The sequence below is a fragment of the Anaeroplasma bactoclasticum genome (assembly GCF_003550015.1).
GTDB classification, from domain to species: Bacteria; Bacillota_I; Bacilli_A; order Acholeplasmatales; family Anaeroplasmataceae; genus Anaeroplasma; species Anaeroplasma bactoclasticum.
In genome coordinates this window covers 1-18914 of sequence record NZ_QXEV01000019.1, presented here as the reverse complement: position 1 = coordinate 18914, position 18914 = coordinate 1, and the positions used below count along the sequence as shown (strand labels likewise).

The 18914-nt window shown below is 32.5% G+C and carries 17 protein-coding genes, 1 tRNA gene, 1 pseudogene and 1 other annotated feature; of the genes and pseudogenes, 2 read left to right on the top strand and 17 right to left on the bottom strand.

What is annotated here, in order from left to right:
- Positions 1-44: 44 nt before the first annotated feature.
- The 8 genes from fusA to iorA form a co-directional block, all read right to left on the bottom strand.
- Positions 45-2111, bottom strand: a complete 2067-nt coding sequence (gene fusA / locus EI71_RS07350; protein WP_119016609.1) for an elongation factor G — start codon at positions 2109-2111, stop codon at positions 45-47.
- Between the two features lie 23 nt (positions 2112-2134).
- Positions 2135-2605, bottom strand: coding sequence for a 30S ribosomal protein S7 (rpsG, locus tag EI71_RS07345; RefSeq protein ID WP_119016608.1), 471 nt, complete (start codon positions 2603-2605; stop codon positions 2135-2137).
- A gap of 53 nt (positions 2606-2658) precedes the next feature.
- Positions 2659-3081, bottom strand: a complete 423-nt coding sequence (gene rpsL / locus EI71_RS07340; RefSeq protein WP_119016607.1) for a 30S ribosomal protein S12 — start codon at positions 3079-3081, stop codon at positions 2659-2661.
- Positions 3082-3678: 597 nt separating this feature from the next.
- Positions 3679-4515: an amidohydrolase family protein gene (locus tag EI71_RS07335; RefSeq protein ID WP_119016606.1), complete on the bottom strand. Its 837-nt coding sequence runs from the start codon at positions 4513-4515 to the stop codon at positions 3679-3681.
- Complete coding sequence (locus EI71_RS07330) at positions 4515-6110, bottom strand: sodium:solute symporter family protein (protein WP_119016605.1); 1596 nt, start codon at positions 6108-6110, stop codon at positions 4515-4517. The genes EI71_RS07335 and EI71_RS07330 overlap by 1 nt, the downstream gene beginning before the upstream one ends.
- Before the next feature lie 11 nt (positions 6111-6121).
- Entirely contained in the window at positions 6122-7759 is a 1638-nt protein-coding gene (locus EI71_RS07325; protein ID WP_119016604.1) for a class I adenylate-forming enzyme family protein, read from the bottom strand.
- 35 nt (positions 7760-7794) lie between these two features.
- Positions 7795-8000: a binding site (T-box leader), on the bottom strand.
- Positions 8001-8056: 56 nt separating this feature from the next.
- Complete coding sequence (locus tag EI71_RS07320; protein ID WP_119016603.1) at positions 8057-8620, bottom strand: indolepyruvate oxidoreductase subunit beta; 564 nt, start codon at positions 8618-8620, stop codon at positions 8057-8059.
- Position 8621: 1 nt separating this feature from the next.
- Entirely contained in the window at positions 8622-10361 is a 1740-nt protein-coding gene (gene iorA / locus EI71_RS07315) for an indolepyruvate ferredoxin oxidoreductase subunit alpha (protein ID WP_119016602.1), read from the bottom strand.
- A 610-nt stretch (positions 10362-10971) separates the two neighbouring features.
- Between iorA and EI71_RS07310 the strand changes: the two genes are divergently transcribed.
- Positions 10972-11048 (top strand) — tRNA-Arg (locus tag EI71_RS07310).
- Between the two features lie 42 nt (positions 11049-11090).
- Here the strand turns inward: EI71_RS07310 and EI71_RS07305 are convergent.
- The 6 genes from EI71_RS07305 to EI71_RS07285 form a co-directional block, all read right to left on the bottom strand.
- Positions 11091-11600, bottom strand: a complete 510-nt coding sequence (locus tag EI71_RS07305; RefSeq protein ID WP_162849863.1) for a site-specific integrase — start codon at positions 11598-11600, stop codon at positions 11091-11093.
- On the bottom strand, positions 11588-12571 hold the full coding sequence (locus EI71_RS07300) for a DUF5677 domain-containing protein (protein ID WP_119016600.1): 984 nt from the start codon (positions 12569-12571) through the stop codon (positions 11588-11590). Before EI71_RS07300 ends, EI71_RS07305 begins: the two co-directional genes overlap by 13 nt.
- 89 nt (positions 12572-12660) lie before the next feature.
- On the bottom strand, positions 12661-13212 hold the full coding sequence (locus tag EI71_RS07295; protein WP_119016599.1) for an MBL fold metallo-hydrolase: 552 nt from the start codon (positions 13210-13212) through the stop codon (positions 12661-12663).
- A gap of 15 nt (positions 13213-13227) precedes the next feature.
- The gene (locus tag EI71_RS07290) at positions 13228-14058 is read right to left on the bottom strand and encodes a hypothetical protein (RefSeq protein WP_119016598.1); all 831 of its coding nucleotides are present in this window, start codon (positions 14056-14058) and stop codon (positions 13228-13230) included.
- On the bottom strand, positions 14036-14161 hold the full coding sequence (locus tag EI71_RS10490; RefSeq protein WP_281268650.1) for a hypothetical protein: 126 nt from the start codon (positions 14159-14161) through the stop codon (positions 14036-14038). Before EI71_RS10490 ends, EI71_RS07290 begins: the two co-directional genes overlap by 23 nt.
- A gap of 3 nt (positions 14162-14164) precedes the next feature.
- Complete coding sequence (locus EI71_RS07285; RefSeq protein ID WP_119016597.1) at positions 14165-15559, bottom strand: RNA-binding domain-containing protein; 1395 nt, start codon at positions 15557-15559, stop codon at positions 14165-14167.
- A gap of 691 nt (positions 15560-16250) precedes the next feature.
- Here EI71_RS07285 and EI71_RS07280 point away from each other — a divergent pair.
- Positions 16251-16619: a hypothetical protein gene (locus tag EI71_RS07280; RefSeq protein WP_119016596.1), complete on the top strand. Its 369-nt coding sequence runs from the start codon at positions 16251-16253 to the stop codon at positions 16617-16619.
- A 377-nt stretch (positions 16620-16996) separates the two neighbouring features.
- Here EI71_RS07280 and EI71_RS07275 read toward each other — a convergent pair whose 3' ends face one another.
- The 3 genes and pseudogenes from EI71_RS07275 to EI71_RS10195 form a co-directional block, all read right to left on the bottom strand.
- A complete protein-coding gene (locus EI71_RS07275) occupies positions 16997-17965 on the bottom strand; it encodes an InlB B-repeat-containing protein (RefSeq protein ID WP_119016595.1) in 969 nt (322 codons plus the stop codon).
- Positions 17966-17979: 14 nt separating this feature from the next.
- The gene (locus EI71_RS07270; protein ID WP_119016594.1) at positions 17980-18360 is read right to left on the bottom strand and encodes a hypothetical protein; all 381 of its coding nucleotides are present in this window, start codon (positions 18358-18360) and stop codon (positions 17980-17982) included.
- Between the two features lie 246 nt (positions 18361-18606).
- Positions 18607-18914 (bottom strand): annotated as a pseudogene (locus EI71_RS10195) (hypothetical protein); the annotation flags it as partial.

Here is an 18914-nt window from a genome sequence, read left to right as displayed (position 1 = left end):
ATATTAAATACTTATTATGTCTTAACTTATCTAAAAGATAATAATTAAGCTCTCTTCTTGATGATTTCTTCCATAATGTTTCTTGGACAAGCTTCATAATTATGCATCTGCATAACGAAGTTTCCACGACCCTGAGTATTAGAACGAAGGGCAGTTGCGTAACCGAACATTTCTGCAAGAGGTACATAAGCACGGATCTTCATACCATTTCCACGCTTCTCCTGAGAATCAAGACGACCTCTTCTTGAAGTTAAATCACCAATAACGTTACCAACATATTCTTCAGGAATTGTAACGTCTACTTCCATGATTGGCTCTAGAATAACTGGAGCACACTTGTCCTTAATAGCCTTAACTGCTAAGGAAGCTGCAACCTGGAATGCTGCATCAGATGAGTCTACATCATGGTAAGAACCATCATATAACTCAGCCTTGATGTCGATTAATGGATAACCAGCAAGTACACCATTAGGTAATGCTGCTTGTAATCCCTTGTCAACGGATGGAATGAATTCCTTTGGTACTGTACCACCAACAACAGAGTCTACGAACTCGTAGCCCTTGCCTGGGTTAGGTGCGAAACGAATCCAAACATGACCATACTGACCATGACCACCGGACTGCTTAATATGTCTACCTTCACACTCACCAACCTTAGTGATTGTTTCACGGTAAGAAACCTGAGGAGCACCAACGTTACATTCAACATGGAACTCTCTTCTCATACGGTCAACGATAATATCTAGGTGTAATTCACCCATACCAGAGATAATTGTCTCACCAGTTTCCTGATCAGTATATCTACGGAATGTTGGGTCTTCTTCAGCTAGCTTAGTTAAAGCGTTAGCCATCTTCTCCTGGTCAGCCTTAGTCTTTGGCTCAACTGCAACAGAGATAACTGGTTCTGGGAATACCATCTTTTCAAGAATGATATCAGAATTTTCTGCAGTGATTGTATCACCTGTAGTTGTATTCTTGAAACCGATAGCTGCAGCGATATCACCTGCATAAACATCCTTAATCTCCTCACGGTGATTAGCATGCATCTGCATGATACGACCTAATCTTTCCTTTACACCCTTTGTAGTGTTCATAACGTATGAACCAGAAGCTGTTGTACCCTGGTAAACACGGAAGAATGTTAACTTACCAACGAATGGGTCAGTCATAACCTTGAAGGCTAATGCTGCAAATGGAGCATCATCTGTAGGTCTAATTTCTTCTTCAACACCATCAGCATTCTCACCCTTAATTGCTCCAACATCAACTGGAGAAGGTAAGAAATCAATTACATAGTCTAGAACTCTCTTAACACCCATGTTCTTGAATGCAGAACCGCATAGAACTGGGAAGAATTCTACAGCTAATGTAGCCTTACGGATAACTCTCTTTAACTCATCAACAGAGATTTCCTCTCCTTCAAGATAAGCCATAGCTAAGTCATCATCAAACTGAGATAATGTATCGATTAATACTTCTCTCTTCTCTTCACAAATATCAACTAAATCAGCTGGAATATCTGTTACTTTATAATTTTCATCAGGACCTCCGTCATAAACGTAAGCCTTCATTTCTAGTAAATCTACAGAACCCTGGAACTGATCTTCTGCACCAATTGGCCACTGAATAGCAGCTGCACATGCACCTAAACGGTCATGAATTGTGTTTACAGAATATTCGAAATCAGCACCAATCTTATCCATCTTGTTAACGAATACGATTCTTGGTACGTTGTAGTCTGTAGCCTGACGCCATACAGTTTCAGTCTGTGGCTCAACACCAGCCTGACCATCTAACACTGTAACAGCACCGTCTAATACTCTTAGAGAACGAGAAACTTCAACTGTGAAGTCTACGTGACCTGGAGTATCGATAATATTAACTCTGTAGCCCTTCCATACAGCAGTTGTAGCAGCGGAAGTGATAGTGATACCTCTTTCCTTTTCCTGCTCCATCCAGTCCATCTGAGAAGCTCCATCGTGTGTTTCACCGATCTTATGAATCTTCTTAGTATGGAATAGAATACGCTCTGTAGTTGTGGTCTTACCGGCATCGATGTGTGCCATGATACCGATATTACGAGTATTTTCTAATGTATATTCTCTTGCCATTGTAGTTTTCTCCTAAAATAAAATTACCAACGGTAATGAGCGAAAGCCTTATTAGCTTCAGCCATCTTATGCATTTCTTCTCTCTTCTTGCAAGCTCCACCTAAGCCGTTTGCAGCATCCATAATTTCCTTAGCTAGCTTAACGTCCATAGTCTTGTCGCTTCTTAAACGAGAATACTTAACTAACCATCTTAAAGCTAAAGTCTGCTTTCTTTCTGGTCTAACTTCGATAGGTACCTGATAGTTCTGACCACCGATACGACGGCTCTTAACTTCAAGAACTGGGCTGATATTTTCTAATGCTTTTGTGAATACTTCAAGTGGATCCTGACCTGTCTGTTCTTTAACAATGTCGAATGCACTATATAAAATTGTCTGTGCTGTACCCTTCTTACCATCTAACATAATTGCATTGATTGTTCTAGTAACTACCTTAGAATTGTAAATTGGATCTGGAAGCACGTCTCTTTTTGCAATGTGTCCCTTACGAGGCATGATCGTTTCCTCCTTTGATTTGATCTTTCAATATTTTTAGTTTAAATTAATTTTTACTTCTTACCTGCTTTAGGTCTCTTAGCACCGTATTTAGAACGAGCCTGCATTCTGTTAGCAACACCTGTAGTATCTAATGTACCACGGATGATATGGTAACGTACACCTGGTAAATCCTTAACACGTCCACCACGGATAAGTACTGTACTGTGCTCCTGTAAGCTGTGGCCTACACCTGGAATGTAAGCTGTAACTTCGATACCATTTGATAAACGAACTCTGGCATACTTTCTTAAAGCAGAGTTTGGCTTCTTAGGTGTCATAGTAGTAACACGGGTACAAACTCCACGCTTCTGAGGTGAAGGAACCTTTGTGTACTTCTTCTCTAATGTATTGAATCCAATACCTAAGCTTGGAGACTTAGACTTAGAGATTTTGTCATTTCTTCCATTACGTACTAACTGTTCAATAGTTGGCATAAATTGATTTTCTCCTTTCAAATATGACATACTGTAATATATAAATCCGATATTTCGGCAAATTTACGACAGCGTTTCAATTATAACAAATTATAATTATAAGTCAACAAGAAAATGATATTTTTTTTGATTATTTTCGAGATAATTTGAAACACCGAATGTTGTGTAACATAAAAAACGGCTTACTTAAGCCATTTTTGAAAATGTAACTCTTTTATTAAACTATAACAAATTGATGTAAAAGAAACACCGAATGTTGTGTATACCATAGAAAAAGAAAAGCCAGGGTCTATTTTAACCCTAGCATTAAATCACAAGTTTGTTCTTACCACTCTTTTACCTTCATAAAGCTTTGCAGCTGCAGCTTCAATCCATAAATCGACATCCATATCAAATATGCAATATGTGCCACTAAATAAACAATATTAGAAATTAAACAGGTTTTCGCTATTGTTTTATTCATTTCTTTCTTTTCATCAACACTTTGTTGTATAAGACCACCTCCTATCCTTTTAAGCAATTATAACACGAAAAAAAGCAATTCTTGAATACATAAGGAGTCAAAAAACACATCAAAGCGATGTGTTTTTCAATGTTCTATACCATATTTAATATTTTTAAAGCATTTTCGCCTAAAATTGATTTCTTATCAATATCACTTATATTTAAGCCATTTATGAAATCTATATAAGGCCTTTGCTCTGCCCAAGGAGAGTCTGTACCAAATAATATATGATCAGAACCATGCTTAAAGATAAATGCTTCTACTTGTTCTTTTGTAAGTAAAGGTATCTTCTTATTATCCTGTATAGCATAATCTAAGCTAAAGGCTGTATCTATATAAATATCCAACCCTAATAGCTTATCATATACCTCTTCCCACATGCGCCAAGAGCCCATATGGGCTAATACAAGCTTACCCTTATGCTTTAGCATGCTTAAAAGCTTTAATACTCTATCTGGAGTAACCTTTACCTCTGTTGGAATACCAATATCTATTCCTGCGTGTAAAATAACAATTAAACCAAATTCAAATGCTTTATCAATGATATTTACATATTTTATATCATCTATAAAAGTATCTTGGTATTGAGGGTGTAATTTTATACCCTTTATACCTGATTCTTTTAATCTTATGATTTCTTCTTCATAATCTATATAATTCGGATGTAATCCTCCAAAGGATAGAATATGAGTTTCCTTATAATTATTATTTACTTCTATTGCAAAGGTATTAATACTTTTTACTTGTTTTTCACTTGTAGCAACAGGCAATACAATAGAATAGTCTATTCCAGCATTCTTACTTTTTTCCATCAAATCCGAAATAGTACCATTGGTATGAGCTTTAATCTTACCATTAGCCTCTAAGATAGGAATTGCTTTTTTGGCAATTGTATCTGGGAAGGCATGTGTATGAAAATCAATAATCATTATATAGAGGCCTCTTCCTTAACTTCTTCTACAGCTATCTTGTCTTTCGAATCAACTAATACTTCTCCTTCAGGAACGATAACCTTTCTTTCATAGCAAGCAAAGATTTGATCTACGTTTTCTGGCTTTTGTGTAAACTTAGAAGCTATAGGAACAATAATAAAGCTTACTACCATTGCAAGTACTCCCATATAAATGGAATCTGCAAAATCAAACCATAGGATGTTATTTGCGGATAATTTACAATTTGCACCAGTTAAAGATAATATTAAGCTTACGATAGATATTACTACACCAGCAATAAAGGATGCCCATACAGAAGCCTTTGTAGTCTTCTTCCAATATAGACCATAAAAGAATGGGCCAATAAATGCACCAGAAATGGCACCCCAAGAAATTCCCATTAACGAAGCAATATCCTTAGTTAATTCCTTTGGACCATAGGTTTGGAAGGCTGCAAGAGCTGCAGATACAGCAATAAAGAATACAACAAAGATTTTTAAAAGCTTCATCTTTGTAACTTCAGAAACTTCCTTTTTTGAACCAATTAAATCAAATGTAACTGTTGCAGCACTTGTATGAACTAAACCAGATAAAGTAGACATAGATGCTGCTAAAACTAAAACAATAACAATAGCAACAATGACAACATTTAGCTTAGATACAATTTCCGGAATAATTGTTGCAGATTTCTCGGCAGCAAATATTCTTCCAAATCCACCTAAGAAATAGCATCCACCAGCTACAACTAGCGCAAATACTGTAGAAATAATGGAGCCTTTTCTAATTTGTCCTTCATTTTTAATAGAATAGAATTTACCAACCATTTGTGGTAATCCCCAGCAACCTAAAGAGGTTAATATAATAACAAAGAATAAATGAACTGGGTCTGGGCCAAATAAGGATGCAAATACCCATCCTCCATTTGCGCCAGTAGCCAAAGCCTCCATAGAGCCCATTAAGCCACCATTTAGCTGTAAGGAGAATATAACAACTAAAGAAATACCAATAAGCATAATAACTCCTTGGATAGCTGAATTAATTGCAGTAGACATAAGTCCACCTACAATTACATAAGCTCCAGTTGCTATAGAAATAATTAAAATCCATACCCAATAAGGTACTGCATCACTAAAGCATACTTGGAATAAATAAGATAATCCATTATATAATGCTGCAGTATATGGAACTAAAAATACAAAGATAATAATTGATGCAGCAATTTTAAGTGGTTTGGAATTAAATCTTTTACCAAAGAATTCAGGCATTGTAGATGAATTCAAATGCTGTGTCATAATTCTCGTTTTTCTACCTAAAACTGCCCAGGCTAAGAAAGAACCAACAAGTGCATTACCAATACCAATCCAAAATGCCGATACACCAAATGCATAGCCAAAGGATCCTGCATAGCCAATAAATACTACGGCACTAAAATAGGATGTTCCATACGCAAATGCGGATAGCCATGGTCCTACATTTCTACCACCCAATACGAAATCTTGGCTAGTGGTAGCCTTTCTTCTACAGTAATATCCAATATATAGTGTTACTGCAAAGAATAAAACAATAAATATAATCTTAATCGCTAAATCCATAATCCGTACCTCTAGCTTGTAGTTTCTGCTTCAACTAAGCGAACCTTAGAATATAATTCTCTTAATTTTGGCTTTTCAATCTTACCAGTAGCATTTCTTAAAACCTTAGCGAAAATAATCTTTTTAGGACGCTTATATCTTGGTAAATCAAAACAGAATTGATTTACCTCATCTTCACTCATGGAATATCCTTCCTTAAGCTCAATAATAGCCAAGGTAACCTCACCTAATCTTTGATCTGGAAGTCCGATTACTGCAACATCCTTAATCTTATCATGCTTTCTTAAATAATCTTCAATTTGAACAGGATATATATTTTCACCACCAGTGATAATAACATCCTTTTTTCTATCAACTAAATAATAGAAGCCATCCTTATCACGTTTAGCCATATCTCCTGTATATAGCCATCCATCTCTTATGGATTCTTTTGTTGCTTCAGGGTTCTTGTAATATTCAACCATTACACCATCTCCCTTAACACAAAGCTCCCCGACTTCTTCAGGCTTTGTAACTTCGTTTCCATCTTCATCCATAATTTTAACTTCCCAGCCAAAGCCTGGAACTCCAATAGCTCCAACATGGTCAATATTTTCTATACCTAAATGTACACAGCCAGGTCCAATGGATTCAGAAAGTCCATAGTTTGTATCATATTGATGATTAGGGAATACCTTCTTCCACCTTTGAATTAAGCTAGGTGGTACAGGCTGTGCACCAATATGCATTAGCCTCCACTGACTAAGTGTATAATCACTAAGCTTAATGTCTCCTCTATCAATAGAATCTAATATATCCTGTGCCCATGGTACAAGTAACCATACAATACTACATTTTTCTTCAGATATAGCATTCATAATCCATTCTGGCTTAATGCCTCTTAGAAGAACTGCCTTAGAACCAGATAATAAAGAACCAAACCAATGCATCTTAGCACCAGTATGATATAAAGGTGGAATGCATAAGAACACATCATCATGTGTTTGTCTATGATGATTTTGTTCTACCTTGCAGGAATGAACTAATGCCTTATGCAAGTGTCTAATGGCTTTAGGAAATCCTGTAGTTCCTGATGAAAAATAGATTGCAGCATTATCTTCTGATGATAATGGTATTTCATGCTTTAATGGTGAGAAATAATCAATAATCTCTAAATATGTATCTGCAAAAGGAACACTACCTTCACCAACATAAATTAATGTTTTTACCATTGGTGTATGGTCAGCAATAGGCTCAACTCTTCCAATGAATTCATTACCAAATATTAAACAATTACAGTCTGCCAAATCTAGACAATACTTGATTTCATCTGTTGTATATCTATAATTCATAGGAACAGCTAAAGCACCTGTTTTTAAAATACCAAAATAAATAGGAAGCCATTCTAAGCAATTCATTAATAAAATTGCAACCTTATCATTTTTCTTTATGCCCTTACTTAACAATAAATTTGCTGTTTTATTAGCTAAATCATCAAATTCACGCCAAGTAATACTTCTTCTAACCTCTTTAGCTAATCCTGGCTCTACAAGATTATACTCTCTCCAGGTACGATAGCTTTCAGGCTTCTTTTGAGGATTGATTTCAACTAAGCATTCCTCATCACCATAGTTTTTGGCATTATTTTCCAAAAAATCAATAATCGTCATAATATTCCCCTTTCAAAATAAAAAATCGTCCTTAAACAAAGGACGATTTATAACCGTGGTACCACCTTATTTTGCTAAATAATAGCCTCATTAACGATATAACGGTCGAACCCGTCCTACCCTACATATCGGGCGGAAGCTCCAAAGATGTATTCATTATATTCTTCATAATAGCTTTCACCTACCGCTATCTCTCTTATAATCCGAAATATAATTACTTCTTCTTTATCAACGCAATTCAATATATTTTCTCTATTTTAGCATAGACCACTTTCAAAATCAATTTGAAGTATGAATTTATTTTGAATTATAGCCTAGCTCAAACGCCTTTAAATTTACATCTAAAAGCTTTGCAGGAACTGTAGTCTTTATAGCTTCAATCCACTTGTCATAAGAAATATCCATCTTCTTAGCCATAACACCTAAAAGTACAACGTTAACTGCTTTAATATTACCAGCTTCCTTTGCTAAGCTTTTAGCATCTACAAATGTAGTGTTTGCAACCTTAGCTAGCTTCTTATCAATATCCTTAGGATATTCCATAGCACCAGTAATTACTGGCATAGGATTAATTTCTTGTGTATTAGAAATAATATGTCCACCAATCTTTAAATATGGAAGTGCACGATATGCTTCTAGCATTTCAAATGCTAAAATGATATCTGCTTCTCCCTTATCTACAATTGGAGAATAAACCTTATCAGAATATTTAACATAGGTTACAACAGAACCACCTCTTTGGCTCATACCATGAACCTCAGATAGTTTTACATCATAACCAGCATCAACAACAACATTACCAATAATCCTTGAAGCAAGTAATGTACCTTGGCCACCAACGCCAACAATCATAATGTTCATATTATGCTTCCTCCTTTACGATTGCATGGAATGGACAAACATTAATGCATAATCCACAACCATTACATTGTGTCTCATCAATCTTAACTACTCCATCAACCATAGAAATTGCAGGGCATCCAAGCTTTAAGCACTGCTTACACTTCTTACATTGATCTGTAATCTTGCAGTGACCTGTATATTTAACACCCTTTAATAATGCACAAGGTCTTTGTGCAATAATTACAGATGGTTCATCTTTTGCAACTTCTTCCTTTACTACTGCTTCAAAGGCTTTAACATCAAATGGGTCACAAACCCTGATGCTCTTAACTCCAACAGCCTCTGCAAGAGTAATTAGATTTACTGGTACAGTTTCTTCTAAATAGATTGTTTTACCAGTAGTTGGATTTTGTTGATGTCCTGTCATACCAGTAATAGAGTTATCTAGAATAATTACTGTATTAATACCTTTGTTGTAAACAATATCAATTAATCCTGTAATTCCAGAATGAATAAATGTAGAGTCTCCAATAACAGATACTAGTTTTTTAGTAAATTCCTTTCCTCTAGCCTTAGCCATACCAAAGGCTGCAGATACAGATGCACCCATACAAATTGTTGAATCAACGGAATCTAGTGGCTTAGTTGCACCTAGGGTATAGCATCCAATATCTCCAGAAACTGTTAAGCCTAGCTTCTTTAATGTATAGAATGTTCCTCTATGAGGACATCCTGCACACATAACTGGAGGTCTATTTGGAATTTCCTCTTCTATTTTATTAAATGGTACTGGTTCAATACCAAGCACAACCTTTTTAATCATTGCAGGAGTGTATTCACCAAGTAATGTGAATTCATTCTTTCCTTTTACATTTGTAATACCAAGTGCTCTTACATGCTCTTCAATAAATGGATCTAATTCCTCAATTACATAAATAACATCATGGTTCCTAGCAAATTCAATAATTTTAGTTGTAGGTAGTGGATATACCATACCTAGCTTTAAATAATCTACTTCATTACCTAAAGCCTCTTTAGAATACATATAAGAAATACCTGCAGTGATTACACCAATCTTCTTGCCATTATTCTCTACTATATTTAAAGCTGTAGTATTTGCATATTCTGTAAGTTTTGCCTGGCGATTCTCAACTACTACATGTTTCTTTATAGCCATGGCAGGCATCATTACATTCTTTGCTACACTCTTGTTATAATCCTTAAGCTTATAATCTATTCTATCCCCAAGCTCAACTAATCCCTGTGAATGAGATACTCTAGTAGATAGACGAACTAAAACAGGAACATCATATTCTTCAGATAACTCAAAAGCTATCTTAGTATATTCCTTACATTCCTTTGAATCACTAGGCTCTACCATTAAAACCTTAGATGACTTAGCATAATGACGTGAATCCTGTTCATTTTGACTTGAATGCATTCCTGGGTCATCCGCAACACAATAAACCAAACCACCATTTACTCCAATATAAGATACCGTAAATAATGGATCTGCCATTACATTCATACCTACATGCTTCATACAAGACATGGCTCTTGCGCCTGCCATAGACGCACCAATAGATACCTCAGCCGCAACCTTTTCATTTGGAGCCCATTCTACTTGTACTTCCTTATACTCTACCATACTTTCAGTAATCTCTGTAGATGGAGTTCCTGGATAAGATGAAACCACAGTAACGCCTGCCTCATATGCACCTCTAGCTACTGCAGCATTTCCAATTAATAATTTTTTCATACAATCCCCCTTAGGAATATAAATATTAAGTCAATTATATCACGAAAATCCAAAAATCCTACTTTTTTTAGTATAAATCATTATATTTATAAAATATTGTTTTGAAATAAACACAATTCTATTCATTATGTTTTAAAACTTGATTTTATACTGTTTTAATTATATAATTAGCCTTGCAATTTGCCCTGATAGTTAAACGGATATAACAGACCCCCCTCCTAAGACTAATTGTTATACGGGGTAATACTATGTAACAAAGCCATTTTTGATTAAAAATGCTTATTTATATTCACTTTGGGCACCATTTTGGACACCATAAGTGTATAGAAATTGTACTTGCAAGACTTTGTTTCTATACACTTAATAATTTAATATGTTCCCGTAGCTCAGCTGGATGGAGCAATAACCTCCTAAGTAAAATGCTACATCCGGTTCCTAAATATTAAATGTGGCTTTATTGCTTAGGTTTGGTGCGCGTTGAATGTGAACTAGGGTATATATAGGTACTCTTGCCAACACTTTTGCCAACAGAGTGGACATAGTTCCGGCCATTTAGTTGGATTCGAACGGATTGAATCACACTAAAATTTAATATATAATTTATACACTTGCAGATATAGCTCAGCTGTACAGAGCGTCCCCCTCCTAAGGGGAAGGTCGAAGGTTAGAATCCTTTTATCTGCGCCATAAAAGCAATAAAATCATCCAATTAAACGGATGATTTTTTCATTATAATGGGATATTAAATCCCTTTGATTTCATGTAATTTAGATATTCAAAATATTCTTTTAATGTTTTGAATCCAAGCTGCTTCATCTTTTCTAATGAGCGTTTATACTCTTCTATTTCAATTTCTTCCTTTCCCTTGGTTTGGTTTTCAAATGAAGTTTTAAATACATTATTCAATGTCTGAGATGCTTGCATATCAGCTTCACTTACTCTATGAATGTAATATTCTTCAGTTGTTTTAATTGTGGAATGTCCTGCTCTTTGAGCTACTGTTGTAATAGGTACATATCCAACTAGAATTGATAGGTTTGTATGTCTTAGGTTATATAAGGTGAATTTTTCAGGAAGTTCAGCTTTATCCCTCACCTTCTTAAACCATTTATTAAATATATCTGTAGTTACTCTAGATCCATCGGATTGTGAAAACACCTGATCATCATCTTTATAATAATCACCTAATGACTCTATCCAATCTTGTTGCCACTTACGATATTTAATTAATTGCTCCACAAGGATTTCAGGGCTATTTGGCTTTTATATTTCATATCAAGATAATTAGCAATATCAACAATTCTATACTTACGTTCATCAATATTTATATAATTATATCCTAATATAGAATCTAACCATCCAAAATTCAAATAATCTATTTTAGTTATTTTTGAACCATTGTTCTTTAAATTGTTAAAACTATCTTCAACTTCTTTTGCAATTGTATTAGTTTTTTGATATTCAAATTGGTATTCTACATATCTACAATATCTTTCAACAACCTTTGCATCACAATTATCAAGTGTCAAATATATCATATATAGTTCATAAAGACTTCTTAATGGATTAAAAGCTTCTTCTATAAGATTATTATCTACCAATACAAGAATCGCCTTTATCTTTTTTAACATTTTAAATTGCATTTGACTTTTAAATATTGCATTTTTTATTTTAGGATATTTTCTTTCTTTCATGCATCTATCAAATTCTATTATAAGAAAATTATTTAAAGCAAATAATGAATAAGTTAAAGGATAATAAGCTTCTAAAGAGTCTTTAGCATTATACATCAAAGCTGCATTTCTTAATTTTATTGCATCAACAACTTGATTTGATAATTTGTTTTTATATTCTTCATCATCATGATATGAAGCTCTTTTGGCATCATCTAAAGTCAAAGTATTAAAGAAATGATACATAGTAATAAATTTACAAACATCTAATTCAAGATTATCTTTACCTAAAACCATTGATTCATGAGAAAAGTTTAGCACGTCATAATGATTAACCGCTAAATCCATCATATCAGGACGATGAGTGATTTTCTCTTTCATTTCAATTAGAAAACTTTGCTTTATTTTTCCAGCAAATAATTTTTTTAACACTTTATTATCAGCTTGTCTTTGTTTTTCAGCAAATTCCATCATAAAATCATTTTGCTTTTTCATTTCCTCAATAAATTTTGGATCAAAAGGTGGAATATTATTCATAGAATCGACCTCCTCGTTTTATATTTTATCATATGTAAAAAATTATAAAAAGAAAAAGCCCAAAAGTATTTCTACTCTTGAGCAAGTAATTAATGATGTGAATAATATATTTTTTTAGGGTTATAAGAATTAATCTTGTCCCAATCTTCTTTTAATTTATTATTACCTTTATAAATATCAATATATGATTCTGGTTCTATATCACCTATTATGCAATCACCATTATCAAATATTATTGTAATTGAATCATTACTATGTGATGTAGTTGATATTATTTCACCATCAATATTTAATGATTTAAAAAATTCTCTTCCCTTATTAATAGGTAATATTATTATCTTGGATTCATCTATAGGTTCAAAAGGTAATTTGTCTTTTTTATAGATATTATCTGAAAAATGAATATAATCCTTTTGAATATCAATTACTATTAATTTAATACCTAATTTCATTAATTCAGGTACTATTCCTATATGATCTGGATGATAATGTGTTGCTAGAATATATTTGATATCATTTATATTAATATTGTTCTCTTTAATACATTTAAAGAATTGATTAATAGTACCTGCATAATCTGTATCTATTAATAATCCATTAATGAAATATGTTTTAGTATGACCGTATTGTAATATTATCATACATACCACCCCATTTTATATTTTTGATATTGTTATTATATTGTTTGTATCATAATGCATAACGTAATCTACATTATCGCCTCTAAAATAAATATAAATATCTCTTTTACCATTTATATAATAGCCTGTAATATTTTGGAATGTTACAGTATTAAATGCATTACAGTATGCAGAACCAAATCCTTCATACCATATATCTAATGATAAATTAGAATTTAATTGGAAATAAACAGTTCCTTTTGAACCATCATGCTTAGTATCTTTTCCATTACCATAGCCTTCTAAATATCCTATTACCTTTTCTAGATTTCTATTGAATCCAGTTATTACAGTACCCTCAATATTATAATAAGCTATTTCTTTATATCTTGTTATTTCTATTTCAGAATCAGATTTAATGTAATACTTATAAGTATAATCAGTAGTTACATATTCAAATGTCTTACCTACAACGCTACCATTATAAGGATTATTTGAATAATCCGTATCTTTAGATGCCGCTACTGCAGTATTATCATTTAATAGTAATAATCTTTCTACTGAATTATCTGAATAAGTTATCTTTAATAATTGCTTAGAATTAATAGTAAATGATTTAACTGTTTTAGATATATAAGAAGTTGTTCCTTCATAATATTGAGTTATGAATTTCTTAATATTACCATTTTCAGAATATGTAGGATATAAGAATGTTACATCAACTTGATTAGAATATAGTAAACTATAATCAAATTCTACGTTCTTATTATTCTTATTAACATAATAAGATACATTCTCTTTCAGCTGAACCAATTGAACTTTGATATTATCATCTTTTAATTTCTTAATAATATGGTGATACTTCATCTTTTAATGCTAGAATCTTATTGTCATTAATAATGATTGCACATGCTCTATAATTGAATTTATTATCTTCTATCTTAAATGTTATATCTTTTATATTACTCATATCTTACTTTATTACCTTCCAATAACCGGTTTTGTTAGAACCAACTCTCTCAATAATACTATTTTTTCTTAGGAAAGCTATAATATTATCTATTGAAGTTTTTCCTAAATCACATTTTACCATCAATTCTGGTTTAGTGATATTTGGATTATTTCTTATTTCAGCAAGTACTTTTATTTGAGAGATGTTAAGATTTATATCGCCCACTTTATCACCCACTTTATCACCCACTTTATCACCCACTTTGTTAACTCTATTAAATGGGATTGTGACTAATATAGTGTCATCAGAGATATCGATAGATTCTTTACCATATACTTCGATTATCTTAGGAATACCTCTTCCTGTTTTCTCACTTATATGTAATTGTAAAAACAATTCTGATAATTTTTCATTTACAGGAATGGAATGTCCTTTATAGAAACCATTAATTGTCTGAAGTGGTGCTAATTCCCCTCTAGATAATATTTCTATTCTATCATTATAAATAGTAATCATAGGTTCATTTAAATCAACCCATTTATTATGTAGGAATGCATTTATTACTGCTTCTCTATAGACATCATAATCAAATAGCATGACTTCTTCACGTTCCATTATTCTATTATCTTCTTTGGCCTGTGGAATATTCAATATTTCTCCATAATTTAATACTTCATATAACGAATATAATAAGCATTTATACCCAAACTCTTTTACAGAATACATCTTACTAGCTTTAGTTTTTCCATCAAATATAGCAACTCTAATAGGCACGTATGAATTATCGGATAGTAATTGAGCCATGATATTATATTTACCATCCTTAGTTATTAGATGAAGATTAGTTTTAAAATTATTCTTATTTAAAGTTATTCCTTTAGATGCATAATATGTAAATAATTGATTGAAACTCAAATCTTGATATTCAGATTCCTTATTGGTAATTGTTGGAAGGCCAAATGTTAGAACAGAAAACAGGAATGCTTCTCTTTGCGGATATTTTTTTAGATTTTCTTTACTAGATCCTATTCTTATATATCTAATACCATCAAAATCAGTTGGGACTATCTTAGCTGCTGGTATAGTAAGAACTACAATTCTTTTTCCACCTACTATAGCTTCATCAAAATAAAAAGGAATGCTAGGTGATATTTTCCTAGCTAAATAATGTTGAATAGGTTCTCCATTATTATCAGCATTATAATTAATAACAGTACCTGTAATATTATGCGATTTGTTATCAATTCCCCAAATCATATAAGCATTAGGCTTACCTAGAATTGCGGCACTATTTGAAAGTGCAGAAATATATTGACCCACATCATCAATAACAAACATATTTTCTTTATATTCTACCCATTCAAGTTCATCATCGTAACTTAAACACTCATTAACTACTTTTTTTAAATCAACCATTTTATCACCCACTTATTCTTAATTAAATTATATATTAATGTGGGTAATAAAACAATAGTGATACTTTATTTTTCTGTGATCAATAATGCAAAAAATTGTTGACCAAATAAGCGACTTAATAAATAATCAAATAAGTTGTACTTAGCGTTCAATAGAAGCATACAGTTCAGGTGAGACTCGAACAACATCCTAAATATACTCGCCACCAAGATATTTTTTCAGGGCAAAAAAGCCGCCACCAACAAGCTCGCCACCAAAACGCCACCAAAATGATATCAAAGAACTGTAAAAACTGTATGAAATCGACGTTTTGTACGAAATATCGCAACAAACTGGACGATTTGTAATGGTTTAGATAAACAAAACGATATTTTTCAGGATTTGTTTTAATCCTAAGTTGGAATGATCGGTTCGAATCCGGTTGGGACTGCCATTTTGACGTTAAAACAGCCTCAGAATTATTAGTTCTGAAGCTGTTTTTTATTATTATGAAATTGCTTAAAGAGTCCCATTAAAATCTGCGTTAAATTGTGTATTTCGGCTAATGTAGGCTACCAATCTCGGCAATTGTAGGCCAGTCATCTCGGCGATTCCAAGCCACCTATGATGGCTTTATTGACATAATAAATTTAACATCTTAAACTGAAATTATTATCAGTTGCGAGGTGTTATTATGGCAAGGAGTTTAGAGATGAATTTTATTAGAGAAATATTAAGTCTTAATGAAAAGTTAAGCTTATCACAAAAGGAAACTGCTAAGGCAGTAGGAAAAAGTCGTGATGCTGTAAGTAATGTACTTAAAATGGCTAAGGCATTAGATATTACTTATTCTAAAGCCATTGAAATGAAGGATGATGAACTCAAAAATTTAATATATCCAAATAGTAATCCATATAGAGATATCCCTGAACCAGATATGGAATGGATTGATCATGAAATGAAGACTCATAAAAATATGACTATGATGATACTACATCAAGAATATTTAGAAAAGTATCCTGATGGATTAAAATATACGTTGATTCCGATTAGTAAATTTTTTTCTTATCAAATCAGTTAATCTCCAACTTATTAGCAAACCTTTCAAAGAGTCCACGTCGAAAAAGCGACCACTAAGTGAACGCTTTTGTGAACGCTTTTAGAGTTTTTAGGGAAGTTAGTAAAAAAAGCGACCACTAAGTTGAACGCTTTTGTGAACGCTTTTTAATTTTAGTGAACGCTTTTATATACTGTTGATACACTTTTTCCTTCTCGTTTTATTAATCCTGAATCTACTAACTCAGATAGTATTTTAACTGCCCATGTTTTTTCACAATGCAATATTTCACGAGCTGTTCTACTATTAATTGATCCATTTCTATTAATATAATCAAGAATTATAGATTTAAGCTAACACCGTCTGCTTTGTTTTTTATTCTAGGCTTCATCATTAAATTTTTACCAATTATATTGTGTTGGATATGCATATATTTCATAACTTGCTACATCAGATGGAGTAAAATCATCATATGCAAATGGAGTAATGGTGAATCCAACTTTGGAACCTACATTCAAATTGTTTTCAAGATATGTGAAACAATTACAAATTAGTTTTCCATTAGCATCAAATAGATTGGCAGCTATTTTAACTGTTGTACCCTTTTCTGATGTATTATTTTGTACTCTACCCATAACCTTGACACCATTATAAGTATCAGTGCTAATTGTAACATCAGTAATATCATATCTAATTACATCATTAGTTGCTTTTTCAACTTCCACATTAGGTACTGCTACTACATTAGTTTCACTAAAGTCTACTGTAGTTTCCCCATAATAATATCCGGTTTCACCTGGTTTTATGTATTCAGGATAACCATTGATATATGTCATAGTTTTTAATAGAGAACCAGTAGATGATTCGATATCGATTGAACAATTATCAAGATATACATCTGCCGTACCAGTATTTGTAATAGGCACAGCTACTTTAATCCATTTAGAATTAATGCTATCTGTCCATTGTGTAACTTGTGGTGTACCTACATCGTATTTTACAGTCTTAGGTATTTCATTCCATCTAGCATACAATGTTAAATTCTTAGTAACCTTATTGGAAAAATTATATTCATTAATATAGTATGAATCACTATACCAACCGCCAAATGTGTAACCATCCTTTGTTGGATCAGTGGGTTTTGTTACTTGTTCACCTTTTTTAATTTCTTGAGATGAAACAGTAGAACCTCCCTTTGAATCAAATGTCACAGTATACTTAGTATTATCTTCTGTTGTCTTAGTACTGGTGTCTTTTTCTGTTGTTTTTGGGGTTACATTACCACCATCATCACTTAGAAAATCGCAACTTGCTAATGAGAATGATGATACCAATAATACTGATGTAATAAATAATTTTAACTTCTTCATTTTTAAATCCTCCTCTATTTATTGTTTTTCTCTTTTAAATCTTTAGCTAGCTTTATTAGTTTATTAAGCTCATTAAGTCTATTTTGTGTTTCATCGATAATTCTATCTAGAACTTCAGCTTTATTGTTTCTATAATTTTCCATTTCTGTTTTTATCCTAGAATAGGTATATCCACAATCCTTAAAGAACTTCGCTAATATGAATTCTTCAACTTCATCAGGTGAATAGTCATAGCTAATACCAACCACTATTTTGTTTTTACGTTGAATAACAGTTTTTTGTAGCATTATGATTTGTCTTCTACTCAATCCTGTAACTTTCTCTAGTGTCTTTTCATTCATTGCTCTTCTCTTATTTTGATAATAAACTTGTTCGCTCCGAACAGGCAATACCAAAAAATTATCTCCTTTCCACTAGAGAAATTGTTTTTCGTGCGAGCAGAAAAAAATCCCAAGAATTGTTCTACTCTTGGGATATATCTTCTTTTAAAATACTATCTTATTCTATCTAAAAGAGAATAATAAAACAATACTTTTTCATTTTAAATACCCTAGGCTCTTTGTCGTTATAAAAGATAATATACAATTTTCTAATAAATAAAATTCCTAATTTGCACAGGGTTGGTACTAAATGGCTTAGTATCAACCTTTTTTTGACATTACATCCCTAAATCGCACTTTTTTAGGTGTCGAAATAGCCATTTTTAAGAATAGTTTTAATTTATCATACCTATTTTCAGGCTCATTAATAATGAATGAAATTAAGTTCATCCAATCTTGAATATCATCTCTTGAGAACCCTTCATGATTTCTCATAAACTTTTTCATGTAGGAATGTATTTTATTGATTGGGGTTAATGGATTTTCTTCTTCAGAAAGGAATTCTTGATAAGATGATTTACAAAATTCCTCTGTTAAATCTAATTCTTTAACTAATACTTGATGTGAAT